Origin of the sequence: Variovorax soli NBRC 106424 (assembly GCF_001591385.1) — a bacterium.
Taxonomy (GTDB): domain Bacteria; phylum Pseudomonadota; class Gammaproteobacteria; order Burkholderiales; family Burkholderiaceae_C; genus Variovorax; species Variovorax soli.
The window spans coordinates 1-14,814 of record NZ_BCUU01000115.1; the positions used below are offsets into that span (position 1 = coordinate 1).

Below are 14,814 nucleotides of genomic sequence, written 5' to 3' on the forward strand. Positions count from 1 at the left end.
CCAGCTGCCGGCATGGCGGTGCAGTGCGAAGGCGCCGCATTGGCCCATGCCGGCAGCGCGTCGGCCGCCGTGCCGCATCTCGATCTTCAGCTGGCTGCGGGCGAGCGCGTGGCCCTGGTGGGCGCGAGCGGCGCCGGCAAGTCGACGGTGCTTGCCGCCCTGGCCGGCGACATGGCCGCCCGTGGCGGCAGCGTCCGCGCCCTCCCGGCCTGCTGGCTCACGCAGCGCACCGAACTGTTCCAGGACGACCTGCGCCGCAATCTTCAACTGGCCGATGCGCGGGCCGACGATGTAAGTCTTTGGGCCGCCTTGAGCGCGGCCGGGCTGGCCGACGACGTGCGCGCCATGCCGCAGGGGCTGGATACCAGGCTGGGCGAGGGCGGCCTCGGCCTGTCGGGCGGCCAGGCCCGCCGCCTGGCCCTGGCGCGCTTGCTGCTCAGGAAGAACACGCCCCTTTGGCTACTGGACGAGCCGACCGAAGGATTGGACACTCGCACCGCGCGAGACCTGCTTGGACGTCTCGCGCACGAGGCACGGCAGCGGCAGTGCAGCCTGGTCATCGCGACCCACCTGCGGCGCGAGGCAGAGCTGGCGGACCGCCTGCTGTGCATCCAGGGAGGTCGTCTGGTTGCGGATCATCGTCGCGGTACGCCGGCTTTCAGCTCGGCATTGCGCGCACTGCGACAGGACTGACCGCGAAAGAGAACAAAGGGCTGCGTCCACTGAATCTGGATATAGAAGAAAGGAACCCCATGGATCTCGACATCGTCGCGTTGTCACGATTGCAGTTCGCAATGACGGCGCTCTACCACTTCCTGTTCGTGCCGCTCACCCTCGGGCTGTCGATCCTGCTGGCCATCATGGAGACGGTCTACGTCATGACGGGGCGCAGCATCTGGCGCGACATGACGAAGTTCTGGGGCATCCTGTTCGGCATCAACTTCGCCATGGGTGTGGCCACCGGCGTGGTGATGGAGTTCCAGTTCGGCATGAACTGGTCCTACTACAGCCATTACGTGGGCGACGTGTTCGGCGCGCCGCTGGCCATCGAGGGGCTGATGGCCTTCTTCCTGGAAGCCACTTTCGTCGGCCTGTTCTTCTTCGGCTGGGACCGGATGTCCAAGGTGGGCCACCTGATCGCCACCTGGGCGGTGGCGCTGGGCTCCAACTTCTCGGCCCTGTGGATCCTGATTGCCAACGGCTGGATGCAGAACCCGGTGGGCGCCGCCTTCAATCCGCAGACCATGCGCATGGAGGTGACGGACTTTGCCGCGGTGCTCACCAACCCGGTGGCCCAAGCCAAGTTCGTGCACACGGTATCGGCCGGCTACGTGACGGCCGCGATCTTCGTGCTGGGCGTCTCCGCCTGGTACGTGCTCAAGGGCCGGCACCTGGAACTGGCCCGGCGCTCGATGACGGTGGCCGCCTCCTTCGGGCTGGCCGCATCGCTGTCGGTGGTGGTGCTGGGCGACGAGAGCGGCTACATGACGACCGAGCACCAGAAGATGAAGCTGGCCGCCATCGAGGCCATGTGGAAGACCGAGCCGGCGCCGGCTGCCTTCACCGCCTTCGGCTTTCCTGACCAGGAGGCGCGCGAGACGCACTATGCCGTGCACATTCCATGGGCCATGGGCCTGATCGGCACGCGCTCGCTCAACACCGAGATACCCGGCATCGAAGATCTTCAGAAGCGCGCCGAGCAGCGCATCGAGAACGGCATCGAGGCCTATGGCGCGCTGCAGCGCATCCGGGATGCGGGCAGCCTGGGGCGCAGCGTTCCGGTGGAGGCGCGCGACACCTTCGAGCGGCACGGCGGCGACATGGGCTATGCGCTGTTGCTCAAGCGCTATGTGGACGATCCGCGGCAAGCAACGCCGGAGCAGATCACCCAGGCCGCGTGGGACACGGTGCCGCCGGTGGCGCCGCTGTACTGGACCTTCCGCGTCATGGTGGGCCTGGGCATGTTCTTCATCCTGCTCACGGGCACGTTCTTCGTGCTGTCGGCCATGCGCCGGCTCGACCGCTGGCACTGGCTGCTGAAGGTGGCGGTCTGGAGCATTCCGCTGCCGTTCCTGGCGGCCGAATGCGGCTGGATCGTGGCCGAGCTGGGCCGCCAGCCGTGGGTGATCGAAGGCGTGCTGCCCACCGCGGTGGCGGTGTCGAACCTGGGCGCGAGCACGGTGCTGCTCACGCTGTGCATCTTCACGCTGCTTTATACGGTGCTGCTGGTCATCGAGTGGAAGCTCTTGTTCAAGGCGATCCGCAAGGGGCCTGAGCTGCAGCCCGACACGCTGGCGGAAGCCCGCGCGCGCGGCCATGCCACGCTGGCCACGGCCAGGTCTTGATGAAGGAGGGAGCACAACATGATCCTGCATGAACTGATTTCCTATGAAGTGCTGCGCGCCGTCTGGTGGCTGCTGCTGGGCATCCTGCTGGTAGGCTTCGCGGTGCTGGACGGCTTCGACCTGGGCACCGGCATGCTGCTGCCGTTCGTCGGCAAGACGGACCTGGAGCGCCGGGTGGTGATCAATGCCGTGGGCCCGGTGTGGGAAGGCAACCAGGTATGGCTGATCCTGGGTGGCGGCGCCATCTTTGCCGCCTGGCCGCAGCTGTACGCGGTGTCGTTCTCGGGCTTCTACCTGGCGATGTTCGTGATCCTGTTCGCATTGATCATCCGCCCGGTGGCTTTCAAGTTCCGCGGCAAGAACGAAGACCTTCGCTGGCGCAACACCTGGGACTGGCTGCTGTTCGTCGGCGGCTTCGTGCCGGCGCTGATCACCGGCGTGGCGATGGGCAATGTGCTGCAGGGCGTGCCTTTCCGGCTGGAGCCGGACATGCAGATCCACTACACCGGTTCGTTCTTCGGCCTGCTCAATCCCTACGCTTTGCTGGCGGGCGTGCTGTCGGTGGCGATGCTGGCGATGCACGGTTCCGCCTGGCTGCAGCTGAAGACGGGTGGCGAGGTGCACGAGCGCGCGCGCCGCTTCGGCACCGTTGCCGCGCTGCTGACGGCGGTGCTGTTCATCGTGGCCGGTGCGCTGCTCTACAAGTTCGTGGCGGGCTACCAGATCACGAGCGACATCGTGCCCGCAGGGCCGTCCAATCCGCTGCTCAAGACGGTGGAGCACCACCCCGGCGCCTGGTTTGCCAACTATGCGGCCCACCCGTGGCTGTACGTGGTGCCGCTGCTGGGCGTGGGCGGCCCGCTGCTGGCGTGGCTGGCGATGGTGGGGCGCAAGCCCTTGGCGGCGCTGCTGGCCAGCGGGCTGGGCATTGCCGGCATCATCCTGAGCGTCGGCGTGTCGATGTTCCCGTTCATCCTGCCGTCGTCGGAAGATCCGCGCGCAAGCCTGACGGTGTGGGATTCGTCGTCCAGCCATCTCACGCTGTTCATCATGCTGGTGTGCGTGATCATCTTCCTGCCGATCATCCTGGCATACACGAGCTGGGTGTACTCGGTGCTGCGCGGCAAGGTGGACCCGGACGACATCGAGCAGAAACGCGGCCACGCCTACTGAACATCACGGGAGCATTCACATGTGGTATTTCGCCTGGATTCTTGGCCTGCCCCTGGCGGCGGCGTTCGCGGTGCTGAACGCGATGTGGTTCGAACTGATGGAGGACGAGGCCGTTCGGCACGACAAGCTGGATCGGCCTTCGCCTCGGCAGCACTGATCTGTTTCGTCGATCGGTTGGGGGCAAAGGCCTGTGTGCCTCTGGGCGCTGGCGCTTCACTCGGGCGGTCGGCTGCGCCGACTGCACTGCGCTGCTCGCGGAGCCGGCCTGTGCGGCAGAACTCGTTGCGCTCACTTCGTTCGCGCCACTCGAACAGCTGCCGCAAGCTAGAAGTTGAAGCGTGCAAGGTGCCCTTGCACGCAGGCCGGCTCCGCTGCGCTGCTCATCGCCCGAGAGGCGCGCCAGCGCCCAGAGGCACACAGGCCTTTGCCAGGACGCGTTGTGGTTATTCCTCCGGTGCAGTCACCGTTGGTCCAACCAACGAAGGCTGGCTTCCCCTCGTCTTCCCTCGTTGATACGACACGCCGTCTCCAGGCGGGGCGCGGCAGGCGCCAGGGGCCGGGGGCGACTTCCGGGGCGGCGCGCGCTCCGCCCGCCTCTTGCAAGAACCTCCTCAACGCACCCCGGGTGGCGCAACATTTGCTTCGGTGAAACCAGGGGTTTACCCTGGCAAGCCATACCAGCCGCCACATAGCTCATATCGTTTCGTGGATATGCGAAATGGCGCGCAAGGCACTAACTTCCAGGGTGCACGCCAAACCAGCCTCATCAAGAACACATCGGCCCACGAGCATGAGCAGCACAAGCAGCAGCACCCAACCCATCCGCTTCTACCACCAGGGGCGAGTCGTCGACGTCAGCGGCGTCCACCCCACGCGCACCGTGCTCGACTGGCTGCGCGACGACGCCCACTGCACCGGCACCAAGGAAGGCTGCAATGAAGGCGATTGCGGCGCCTGCACGGTGGTCATCGGCGAGCTGGCCGCCCCCGGCGACAAGGACGCCGTCAATGGCCTGAAGCTGCAGAGCGTCAACGCCTGCATCCAGTTCCTGCCCACCCTCAACGGCAAGGCGCTGTTCACCGTCGAAGACCTCAAGACCCAGTGCGCCAGCCAGGGCGCCGCCCATGGCAGCCAGCACGGCAAGCATCCCGTGACCCCGCTGCACCCCGTGCAGCAGGCACTGGTCGACTGCCACGGCTCGCAGTGCGGCTTCTGCACCCCCGGCTTCGTCATGTCGCTGTGGTCCAACTACGAGCAGCACCAGTCCTGCGGCACGCGGCCCAGCCGCCAGCAGCTGGCCGACGACCTGTCGGGCAACCTGTGCCGCTGCACCGGCTACCGCCCCATCCTGGACGCGGGCCAGCGCATGTTCGACCTGCCGCCCGTGCGCCTGGACACCCAGCCCGTGGTGCAGGCCCTGCAAGCCCTGCAGAACGAATCCGCCTTCGAATACACCGCCCCGCTGGGCGTGCGCACCGACCACTTCCACGCGCCCAGGACGCTGGCCCAGCTGGCGCAGCTGCGCGTGGCCAAGCCGCGTGCCCAGATCCTGGCCGGCTCCACCGACGTGGGCCTGTGGGTCAACAAGCAGTTCCGCGACCTGGGCGACATCATCTACGTCGGCGACGTCGAGGAACTCAAGGCCGTCGAAGAACGCAACGGCGCGCAGGGCCCGGAGCTCTACATCGGCGCCGGCGCCTCGCTCGAGGCCGCCTGGTCCGCGCTGGCCGCGCGCTTCGAGGGGCTGACCGACGTCTGGCTGCGCTTTGCCTCCCCGCCCATCCGCCATGCCGGCACCATGGGCGGCAACGTGGCCAACGGTTCGCCCATCGGCGATTCGCCGCCGGTGCTGATGGCGCTGGATGCCCAGATCGAGCTGCGCCAGGGCGAGCGCGTGCGCCGCATGCCGCTGACCGACTTCTACGTCGACTACATGAAGAACAAGCTGGAGCCCGGCGAGTTCGTGCAGGCCGTGGCGGTGCCGCTGTCGGTGGTGGCGCGCCGCGTGCGGGCCTACAAGATCAGCAAGCGATTCGATTGCGACATCTCGGCGCTGTGCGGCGCCTTCTCGCTGGAGCTGGGAGCCGACGACAAGGTCAAGGCCATCCGCCTGGCCTTCGGCGGCATGGCTGCCATCGTCAAGCGCGCCGCCAAGGCCGAGGCGGCCCTGCTCGGCCAGCCCTGGACCCAGGCGAGCGTGGACGCCGCGCGCGCCGCCCTGGCCGAGGACTTCACGCCCCTGACCGACATGCGTGCATCGGCCGGCTACCGCCTGCAGGTGGCGCAGAATCTGATCACCCGCCTGTGGCTGGAAACCCGCCGCCAGGACGCCTTGCCGACGGCCGCCACCAGCGTGTGGAGCGTGATGCCGCATGCCGTGTCGGCTGCCGCGACGACCGCCGAAGGAGCATGAAGATGAACAAGCCCATTGATCCCCGCCTGCTCCAGAACGCCGAGGAAGCCTTTGCGGACTACGTTGCCAATGCCGCCGCGCGCATCGACACCGGCGTCGAGGCCAAGGCGCATGCCCAGGGCGCGCGCGTGGGCATCAGCCGCCCGCACGAATCCGCCGCGCTGCACGTGGCCGGCGAAGCCACCTACGTGGACGACATTCCCGAACTGACCGGCACGCTGCATTGCGCGCTGGGCCTGTCGCCGGTGGCGGCCGGACGCCTGACCGGCGTGCAGCTGGACGCCATCCGCGCCATGCCGGGCGTGGTGGACGTGCTCACCGCCCAGGACATCCCGGGCAGCAACGACTGCGGCTCCATCGTCCACGACGACCCCATCCTGTGCGATGGCGAGATCCGCTTCCTGGGCCAGCCGGTGTTCGCCGTGGTGGCGCGCACCCGCAACGAGGCACGCCGCGCGGCGGCCAAGGCCAAGGACGTGCTGGCCATCGAATCCGCCACGCCGGTGATCACGCCGCAGCAGGCGCATGAAAAAGGCCAGTACGTGGTGCCGCCCATGCACCTGGAGCGCAGCACCACCGAAGGCGGCGCCAAGGCCGCCATTGCCCGCGCGCCGCATCGCCTGAAGAACACCTTCGACGTGGGCGGCCAGGAGCAGTTCTACCTGGAAGGACAGATCAGCTACGCCATTCCGAAGGAAGGCGGGGCGATCCTGGTGCACTGCTCGACCCAGCACCCCAGCGAGATGCAGCACCTGGTGGCCCATGCGCTGCACCTGCATGCCAACGAGGTGCAGGTGGAATGCCGCCGCATGGGTGGCGGCTTCGGCGGCAAGGAATCGCAGTCGGGCCTGTTCGCCTGCGTGGCCGCCATTGCCGCGCACAAGCTGAAGAAGCCGGTGAAGCTGCGGCTGGACCGCGACGACGACTTCATGATCACCGGCCGCCGCCACTGCTTCTGGTACGAGTACGAAGTGGGCTTTGACGACGAAGGCCGCGTGCTGGGCGCCGAGATCACCATGGTGTCGCGCGCCGGCCACTCGGCCGACCTGTCGGGGCCGGTGATGACGCGCGCCATGTGCCACTTCGACAACGCCTACTGGCTGCCCGACGTGTCCATGCACGGCTACTCGGGCAAGACCAACACGCAGAGCAACACGGCCTTCCGCGGCTTCGGCGGCCCGCAGGGCGCCATCGCCGTCGAGAACATCATGGATTCGATCGCCCGCACGCTGGGCAAGGATCCGCTGGATGTGCGCCGCGTGAATTTCTACGGCAAGACCGAGCGCAACGTGACGCCGTACCGCCAGGTGGTGAGCGACAACGTCATCCACGAGTTGGTGGGCCAGCTGGAAGCCAGCAGCGACTACCGCGCGCGCCGCGAGGCGATTGCCGCCTTCAATGCCGCCAGCCCCGTGCTCAAGCGCGGCATTGCGCTGGCGCCGCTGAAGTTCGGCATCTCCTTCAACGTGAAGCACTTCAACCAGGCCGGCGCCCTGGTGCATGTCTACACCGACGGTTCCATCCTGGTGAACCACGGCGGCACCGAGATGGGGCAGGGCCTGAACACCAAGGTGGCGCAAGTCGTGGCCCATGAGCTGGGCGTGCGTTTCGACAGCGTGCGCGCCACCGCCACCGACACCAGCAAGGTGGCCAACACCTCGGCCACCGCCGCATCGACCGGCGCCGACCTGAACGGCAAGGCCGCGCAGGACGCGGCCCGCCAGATCCGCGAGCGCCTGGCCGCCTGCGCGGCCGCGCGCCACGGCGGCAAGGCCGAAGACGTGCGCTTTGCCAACGACAAGGTCGAGGTCAACGGCAAGACGCTGAGCTTTGCCACCCTGGTGGGCGAGGCCTACCTGGACCGGGTGCAGCTCTGGTCCGACGGCTTCTATGCCACCCCGGGCCTGTCGTGGGACCGCGAAACCATGACCGGCCGACCCTTCTACTACTACGCCTACGGCGCTGCCGTGAGCGAGGTGGTGGTGGACACCCTCACCGGCGAGTGGAAGCTGCTGCGCGCCGACATCCTGCACGACGCCGGCCGCTCGCTGAACCCGGCGGTGGACATCGGCCAGGTGGAAGGCGCCTTCATCCAGGGCATGGGCTGGCTGACCACCGAGGAACTGGTGTGGCACCCGCAAAGCGGCAAGCTCACCACCCACGCGCCCAGCACCTACAAGATCCCGACGGCCAACGACTGCCCGCCGGTGTTCAACGTGCAGCTGTTCGAGGGTGACAACTTCGAGGACTCCATCCACCGCAGCAAGGCGGTGGGCGAGCCGCCGCTCCTGCTGCCGTTCTCGGTGTTCTACGCCATCCGGGACGCGATCTCGGCCACCGCCGACCACCGGGCCGATCCGCCGCTGCGCGCGCCGGCCACGAGCGAGGCGATCCTGAACGCGATCACCGCGGTGCGGGCTGCCGCAGCCTGAACTGACCACTCATATCTGAACTGAAAGGACCGTCGCGGAATGCACCGCGGAGCCGGTTGTGCCGGGCTGCCGGTGTGCCCCTTGTCGAGGGGGTCCGAAACGATACGAAGTGCGCGGAGATTCGGGGGAGGGTGTATATCCTCCCGCGTATGAATACAACGCGCGGGCAGATATGAGAGAACAAGCGCTTTTCGACAAGATCGACCTCCACCTCATCCGAGTACTGCACACCGTGTTGACCGATCGCAGCGTCTCGCGTGCCGCCATCCGGCTGGGCATGTACCAACCCGCAGTGTCCGCGGCGCTCAAGCGCCTGCGCGACCTGGCCGGGGACCCGCTGCTGGTGCGCTCGGGCACGGGCATGGTGCCCACGGATGCGGGCCTGCGGATGATCGAGCCGGCCGCCGCCATCCTGCGCTCGGCCGAGATGCTGTTCTCCGATGCGCGCGGCTTCGATCCGCAGACGGCCACCGGCACCTTCCGCATCGCCGCCAGCGACTACCTCGACCCGATGTTCCTGCCCATGCTGGTGGCGCAGATCAAGAGCATGGCGCCGCTCATGCGCATCGAGATCCACCCACTGACTTCCGATTCCGACTACCACGCGCACCTGTCGCTGGGGCAGGTGGACGTGGTCATCGGCAACTGGCTCAAGCCGCCGGAAGACCTGCACATGGCGCGCCTGCTGGACGACGACCTGGTGTCGCTGGTGAACAAGGACCATCCGGCCACGCGCCGCGGATGGGATGCCGACACCTGGCTGGCGGTGGACCACATCGCGCCCACGCCGCTGCACCCGGGTGCGCGCGGCATCATCGACCAGATGCTCGACGAGGTGGGCCTGCGCCGCAACATCGCGGCGCGCTGCGCGCACTTCAGTCTCATTCCGGACATGGTGGCCTCCAGCCTGCTGGTGCTGACCACCGGCCGCCAGTATTGCGAACGGTTCACGCAGCGGCTGCCGGTGAAGATCCTCGAATGCCCGATCACGCTGCCGCGGCTCGTGTACTACCAGCTGTGGCACGAGCGCACCCATTCGTCGGCCTCGGCGCGCTGGCTGCGCGAGCGCATCAAGGTGGTGGCCGCCTCGCTGCGGCCGGCTGCGGGCGCGGCGCCGAATTAGAAGAAGAGAACGGTTTTTCCAAGAGTGGCGGCCTTCTCCGGAAGGCCGCATCGATTCCAACAGAGAGACAGAGAGACGGAGACAAGCGCTATGGAACGAACAGAAAAGATGCCCCAGGCCGCTGGCCAGGGCGCCAGCATCCACCATCACGACGAGGGCAGCTGGATCGAGAAGATCTTCAAGCTCAGGGAACACAACACCACGTTCCGCACCGAGGTCGTCGCAGGGCTGACCACCTTCCTGACGATGGCCTACATCATCTTCGTCAACCCCAGCATCCTGGGTGCGGCCGGCATGCCCAAGGAAGCCGTGTTCGTCGCCACCTGCCTGATCGCGGCACTGGGCACCGGCATCATGGCGCTGTACGCCAACTACCCGATCGCGCTGGCGCCGGGCATGGGCCTGAACGCTTATTTCGCCTTCGTGGTCGTCGGCCAGATGGGCTTCACCTGGCAGGCCGCGCTCGGCGCGGTGTTCGTGTCGGGCTGCCTGTTCCTGCTGGTCACGGTGACCGGGCTGCGCGAGCTCATCGTCAACGGCATTCCGCATTCGATGCGGGTGGCCATCACGGTGGGCATCGGCCTGTTCCTGGCGCTCATCGCGCTCAAGAGCGCCGGCATCGTGGCTGCCTCGCCCGCCACCTTCGTCACGCTGGGCGACCTGCACACCGCACCGGTCATCCTGTCGACCATCGGCTTCCTGCTCATCGTGGCGCTCGACCGGCTCAAGGTGCCCGGCGCCATCCTGATCGGCATCCTGGTGGTGACGGTGCTGTCCTTCTTCTTCGGCGACAACAAGTTCAACGGCATCGTGGCAACGCCGCCGTCGATCGCGCCCACCTTCCTGCAACTGGACATCATGGGCGCGCTCAAGGGCGGCATCCTGAACGTAATCTTGGTGTTCTTCCTGGTGGAGCTGTTTGATGCCACCGGCACGCTGATGGGCGTGGCCAAGCGCGCCGGCCTGCTCACCGAAGGCAAGATGCACCGCCTGAACAAGGCGCTGCTGGCCGACAGCGGCGCCATCTTCGCCGGCTCCATGCTGGGCACCTCCAGCACCACGGCGTATGTGGAAAGCGCCGCCGGCGTGCAAGCCGGCGGCCGCACCGGCCTCACGGCGCTGACGGTGGCCGTGCTTTTCCTGGCCTGCCTGGTGATCTCGCCGCTGGCCGGTTCGGTGCCGGCCTATGCCACCGCGCCGGCCCTGCTGTTCGTCGCCTGCCTGATGCTGCGCGAGCTGACCGAGCTGGACTGGGACGAATCGACCGAAGTCATCCCGGCGGTGGTCACCGCCCTGGTGATGCCCTTCACCTATTCCATTGCCAACGGCCTGGCTTTCGGCTTCATTTCCTACGCGGCGGTGAAGCTTCTGACCGGCCGGGTACGGGATGTGCATGCGATGGTCTGGATAATCGCGGCCGTGTTCCTGTTCAAGTTCGTCTATATCGGTGGTTGAACGGGTTCCGGCCTCCTCATTTTCGAGGGAGAACCCGCATGACTGCACCCAGACTACAACTCTCGAACATCACCAAGCGCTACCCCTCGGTGGTAGCCAACAGCGGCGTGTCGCTGACCGTCCAGCCCGGCGAGACCCATGCCGTGCTGGGCGAGAACGGCGCCGGCAAGTCGACGCTGATGAAGATCATCTACGGCTCGGTGAAGCCGGATGAAGGCAGCGTCCTTTTCAACGGGCAGGCGGTGTCCATCCGCAACCCGCAGGAGGCACGGGCGCTGGGCATCAGCATGGTGTTCCAGCACTTCAGCCTGTTCGACACGCTCACCGTGGCCGAGAACGTCTGGCTGGGGCTGGACAAGAGCCTGAAGCTGGCCGACGTCACGCGCCGCATCACCCAGAAGGCGGCCGAGTACGGGCTGGACATCGAGCCCGCGCGCCCGGTGCACACCCTGAGCGTGGGCGAGATGCAGCGGGTGGAGATCATCCGCGCGCTGCTCACCGACCCCAAGCTGCTCATCCTGGACGAGCCCACTTCCGTGCTCACGCCGCAGGCGGTGCACAAGCTCTTCGTGGTGCTCAAGCAGCTGGCGTCCGAGGGCTGCAGCATCCTCTACATCAGCCACAAGCTGCACGAGATCCGCGAGCTGTGCAGCGCCTGCACGGTGCTGCGCGGCGGCAAGGTCACGGGGGTGTGCAACCCGCAGCAGGAGAGCAACGAATCGCTCTCGCGCCTGATGATCGGCGCCGAGCCGCCGCCGCTCACGCACCGCCCGGTGCACGCGGGCCAGGTGGCGCTGCGGGTGAACAAGCTGGCGCTGCCGCGCGAAGACCAGTTCGGCGTGGACCTCGACCAGGTGTCCCTGGACGTGCGTGCCGGCGAGGTGGTGGGCATTGCCGGCGTCTCGGGCAACGGGCAGAAGGAGCTGCTGTATGCGCTGTCGGGCGAAGACACGCGGGCCGAGCCCGGCATGATCGAGATCCTGGGCAAGCCGGCCGGCCGGCTGCACCCGCGCCAGCGCCGCGCGCTGGGCATGCATTTCGTGCCGGAAGAGCGGCTGGGCCGCGGCGCGGTCCCCAGCCTGGGCCTGGCCCACAACCTGCTGCTCACGCGCAGCGAGGCGGTGGGGCAGGGCGGCTGGATCCGCACCGGCGCGCTGGACAGGCAGGCCGCCGCCATCATCGAGCGCTTCAAGGTCAAGGCCGGTGGGCCGGCATCGGCGGCGCGCTCGCTCTCGGGCGGCAACCTGCAGAAGTTCATCGTGGGCCGAGAAATCGATGCGGGGCCCAAGGTCTTCGTGGTGTCGCAGCCGACCTGGGGCGTGGACGTGGGCGCGGCAGCGCTCATCCGGGGCGAGATCCTGGCCCTGCGGGACGCCGGCTGCGCCGTGCTGGTGGTGAGCGAGGAGCTGGACGAGCTGTTCGAGATCTCGGACCGGCTCTACGTGATTGCCAAGGGGCGCATATCGCCACCCATCGAGCGCGCCGCGGCCACCGTGACGCAGATCGGCGAGTGGATGAGCGGCCTGTGGGGCAAGCCCGCGGGCGCAGCCAGCCAGGCGAAGAAGGAGGAGGGTGTCCATGCTTAAGTTGGAACCGCGCCCGCAGCTCTCCCGTTTCTGGAGCTACGGCTCGCCCATCCTGGCGCTCCTGATCACGGTGCTGATCGGCGTGGCGCTCTTCGCCGCGCTGGGCAAGGACCCGGTCAAGGGCCTGCTGGTGTTCTTCTGGGAGCCGATCAAGAGCGGCTACGCCCTGGGCGAGTTGATGGTGAAGGCCACGCCGCTGCTCATCATCGCCCTGGGGCTGGCGGTGTGCTTCCGCTCCAACGTGTGGAACATCGGCGCCGAGGGGCAGTTCGTGTTCGGCGCCATTGCCGCCGGCGGCGTGGCGCTGCTGGCGGACAAGAACACCGGCAGCTGGATCGTCGCCGCCATCCTGCTGGCGGGCATTGCCGGCGGCATGGTGTGGGCGGGCATCGTCGCCTGGCTGCGCGACCGCTTCAATGCCAGCGAGATCCTGGTCAGCCTGATGCTGGTCTACGTGGCCACGCTGCTGTTGGGCTACATGGTCTACGGTCCCTGGAAGGACCCGCTGGGCTACAACTTCCCGCAGACCAAGACCTTCGAGGCGGTGACGCAGATTCCGCGCCTCATCAAGGGCTCGCGGGTGAGCATCGGCCTGGTCATCGCGCTCATCGGCGCGGCTGCGTTGTGGGTGTTCCTGTTCCGCACGCGGGCCGGCTTTGCCCAGCAGGTGGGCGGGCTGGCGCCGGCGGCGGCGCGTTATGCGGGCTTCTCGGCGCGCAAGGCGATCTGGATCGCGCTGCTCACCTCGGGCGGCGCAGCGGGCCTGGCCGGCGCGCTGGAAGTGGCGGGGCCCATCGGCCAGCTCAACCCGTACGTGCCGGCCGGCTACGGCTTCGCGGCCATCATCGTGGCCTTCGTGGGGCGGCTGCATCCGGTGGGCATGATCTTCTCGGCCATCCTGATGAGCATGTTCTACATCGGCGGCGAACTGGCGCAGTCGCGGCTGGGGCTGCCCAAGTCGCTCACGGGCGTGTTCCAGGGGCTGCTGCTGTTCACGCTGCTGGCCTGCGACACGCTCATTGCGTACCGCATCAAGCGCAAGGCGGCGCCGAAGGCCGTGGCCGCGGCGGGCACGTCGTCGCTGCAAGCCAGTACGCCGATCACGGCCACCACAGTCACGACCGCACAGCAGGAGGCCTGATCATCATGGAAAGCTACGCACTCCTTCTGGGCTCCACGCTCTCGGCCGGTACTGTCCTGGCGATTGCGGCGCTGGGCCTGCTGATCAACGAGAAGGCCGGCATCGTCAACCTGGGTGCCGAAGGCATCATGCTGTGTGCGGCCATCGCCGGCTTTGCCACGGTGGTCACCACGCACAACACCTGGCTGGGCTTTGCCGCCGGCATGGGGGCGGGCGCGCTGCTGGCCGCCTTCTTCGGCGTGCTGGTGATCTGGCTCAACACCAACCAGTACGCCACGGGGCTGGCGCTCAGCCTGTTCGGCGCGGGCTTCTCGGCCTTCGCCGGCATCCGCTTCGTGCAGGCCAAGCTGCCCGAAAGCACGTCCTACGCCATTCCAGGCCTGGCCGACATCCCGCTGGCGGGCCCGGCGTTGTTCCGGCATCACCCGATGGTGTATTTCGCGGTGCTGCTCACCGTCGGACTGATCTGGTTCCTCTACCGAACCCGCGCCGGCCTGGTGCTGCGCTCGGTGGGCGAGTCGCCCGAATCGGCGCATGCGCTGGGCTATTCGGTGCGGGGCATCCGCTTCCTGGCGGTGATCGCCGGCGGGGCGCTGTGCGGCCTGGCAGGCGCCTACCTGTCGACGGTGTACACGCCGCTGTGGGTGGAAGGCATGGTGGCCGGCCGCGGCTGGATCGCGCTGGCGCTCACCACCTTCGCCACCTGGCGGCCGGTGCGGGTGCTGCTGGGCGCCTACCTGTTCGGCGGCGTGTCGATGCTGGGCTTTCACCTGCAGAGCACGGGGGTCAACGTGCCTGCGCAGTTCCTCAGCATGCTGCAGTACATCGCGCCCATCGTGGTGCTGGCCATCATCTCGCGCAACCCAGCGTTCATCCGCGTGAACATGCCGGCTTCCATCGGAAAACCCTTCTATCCAGGCTCATAATCCGCGCTTGCATTTGGAAACGCCGTGCTTTTTTTGCCGTGTGTTTCCGCCCCGGTTTCGCCAACCTGTCCTTTGAGGATCTCGAAAAATGACTGACCTGAACAAGCGTTCCCTGCTCCTGGCGGCTGCTTCGGCAGCGGCCGCCGCGGCCCTGATCGGCTGCGGCAAGAAGGAAGAGGCGCCCGCGCCCGCTGCAGCGCCCGCCGCCCCGGCGCCCACC

At 67.6% G+C, this 14,814-nt stretch carries 11 protein-coding genes; all 11 read left to right on the plus strand.

Annotated elements, in window-relative coordinates:
• Positions 1–693: ATP-binding cassette domain-containing protein (locus VSO01S_RS23065; RefSeq protein WP_153305389.1), on the plus strand; the 693-nt coding region annotated here is incomplete at its 5' end.
• Between the two features lie 59 nt (positions 694–752).
• Positions 753–2,345: a cytochrome ubiquinol oxidase subunit I gene (locus tag VSO01S_RS23070; RefSeq protein ID WP_068645131.1), complete on the plus strand. Its 1,593-nt coding sequence runs from the start codon at positions 753–755 to the stop codon at positions 2,343–2,345.
• 18 nt (positions 2,346–2,363) lie between these two features.
• Positions 2,364–3,518 (plus strand): cytochrome d ubiquinol oxidase subunit II, encoded by a 1,155-nt coding sequence (gene cydB, locus VSO01S_RS23075; protein WP_068645132.1) that lies wholly within the window; start codon positions 2,364–2,366, stop codon positions 3,516–3,518.
• Positions 3,519–3,537: 19 nt separating this feature from the next.
• The gene (gene cydX / locus VSO01S_RS23080; RefSeq protein WP_068645133.1) at positions 3,538–3,675 is read left to right on the plus strand and encodes a cytochrome bd-I oxidase subunit CydX; all 138 of its coding nucleotides are present in this window, start codon (positions 3,538–3,540) and stop codon (positions 3,673–3,675) included.
• Between the two features lie 633 nt (positions 3,676–4,308).
• Positions 4,309–5,931 (plus strand): xanthine dehydrogenase small subunit, encoded by a 1,623-nt coding sequence (gene xdhA, locus VSO01S_RS23085; protein WP_068645134.1) that lies wholly within the window; start codon positions 4,309–4,311, stop codon positions 5,929–5,931.
• 2 nt (positions 5,932–5,933) lie between these two features.
• Positions 5,934–8,363 (plus strand): xanthine dehydrogenase molybdopterin binding subunit, encoded by a 2,430-nt coding sequence (gene xdhB, locus VSO01S_RS23090; RefSeq protein ID WP_068645135.1) that lies wholly within the window; start codon positions 5,934–5,936, stop codon positions 8,361–8,363.
• A 172-nt stretch (positions 8,364–8,535) separates the two neighbouring features.
• Entirely contained in the window at positions 8,536–9,486 is a 951-nt protein-coding gene (locus VSO01S_RS23095; RefSeq protein WP_068645136.1) for a LysR family transcriptional regulator, read from the plus strand.
• 108 nt (positions 9,487–9,594) lie between these two features.
• Positions 9,595–10,941, plus strand: coding sequence for an NCS2 family permease (locus tag VSO01S_RS23100; protein WP_068645140.1), 1,347 nt, complete (start codon positions 9,595–9,597; stop codon positions 10,939–10,941).
• 38 nt (positions 10,942–10,979) lie between these two features.
• Positions 10,980–12,527, plus strand: a complete 1,548-nt coding sequence (locus VSO01S_RS23105; RefSeq protein ID WP_068645137.1) for an ABC transporter ATP-binding protein — start codon at positions 10,980–10,982, stop codon at positions 12,525–12,527.
• On the plus strand, positions 12,520–13,668 hold the full coding sequence (locus tag VSO01S_RS23110; RefSeq protein WP_068645138.1) for an ABC transporter permease: 1,149 nt from the start codon (positions 12,520–12,522) through the stop codon (positions 13,666–13,668). The genes VSO01S_RS23105 and VSO01S_RS23110 overlap by 8 nt, the downstream gene beginning before the upstream one ends.
• A 5-nt stretch (positions 13,669–13,673) precedes the next feature.
• Positions 13,674–14,594 (plus strand): ABC transporter permease, encoded by a 921-nt coding sequence (locus tag VSO01S_RS23115; RefSeq protein ID WP_068645139.1) that lies wholly within the window; start codon positions 13,674–13,676, stop codon positions 14,592–14,594.
• The last annotated feature ends 220 nt before the right edge of the window (positions 14,595–14,814 follow it).

Excerpts from the sequence above, each read along its gene's own strand:
- cydB (WP_068645132.1), top strand. The coding sequence starts at position 2,364 with ATGATCCTGCATGAACTGATTTCCTATGAAGTGCTGCGCGCCGTCTGG.
- VSO01S_RS23115 (WP_068645139.1), top strand. The coding sequence starts at position 13,674 with ATGGAAAGCTACGCACTCCTTCTGGGCTCCACGCTCTCGGCCGGTACT.
- VSO01S_RS23100 (WP_068645140.1), top strand. The coding sequence starts at position 9,595 with ATGCCCCAGGCCGCTGGCCAGGGCGCCAGCATCCACCATCACGACGAG.
- xdhB (WP_068645135.1), top strand. The coding sequence starts at position 5,934 with ATGAACAAGCCCATTGATCCCCGCCTGCTCCAGAACGCCGAGGAAGCC.
- VSO01S_RS23110 (WP_068645138.1), top strand. The coding sequence starts at position 12,520 with ATGCTTAAGTTGGAACCGCGCCCGCAGCTCTCCCGTTTCTGGAGCTAC.
- VSO01S_RS23070 (WP_068645131.1), top strand. The coding sequence starts at position 753 with ATGGATCTCGACATCGTCGCGTTGTCACGATTGCAGTTCGCAATGACG.
- VSO01S_RS23105 (WP_068645137.1), top strand. The coding sequence starts at position 10,980 with ATGACTGCACCCAGACTACAACTCTCGAACATCACCAAGCGCTACCCC.
- xdhA (WP_068645134.1), top strand. The coding sequence starts at position 4,309 with ATGAGCAGCACAAGCAGCAGCACCCAACCCATCCGCTTCTACCACCAG.
- VSO01S_RS23095 (WP_068645136.1), top strand. The coding sequence starts at position 8,536 with ATGAGAGAACAAGCGCTTTTCGACAAGATCGACCTCCACCTCATCCGA.
- cydX (WP_068645133.1), top strand. The coding sequence starts at position 3,538 with ATGTGGTATTTCGCCTGGATTCTTGGCCTGCCCCTGGCGGCGGCGTTC.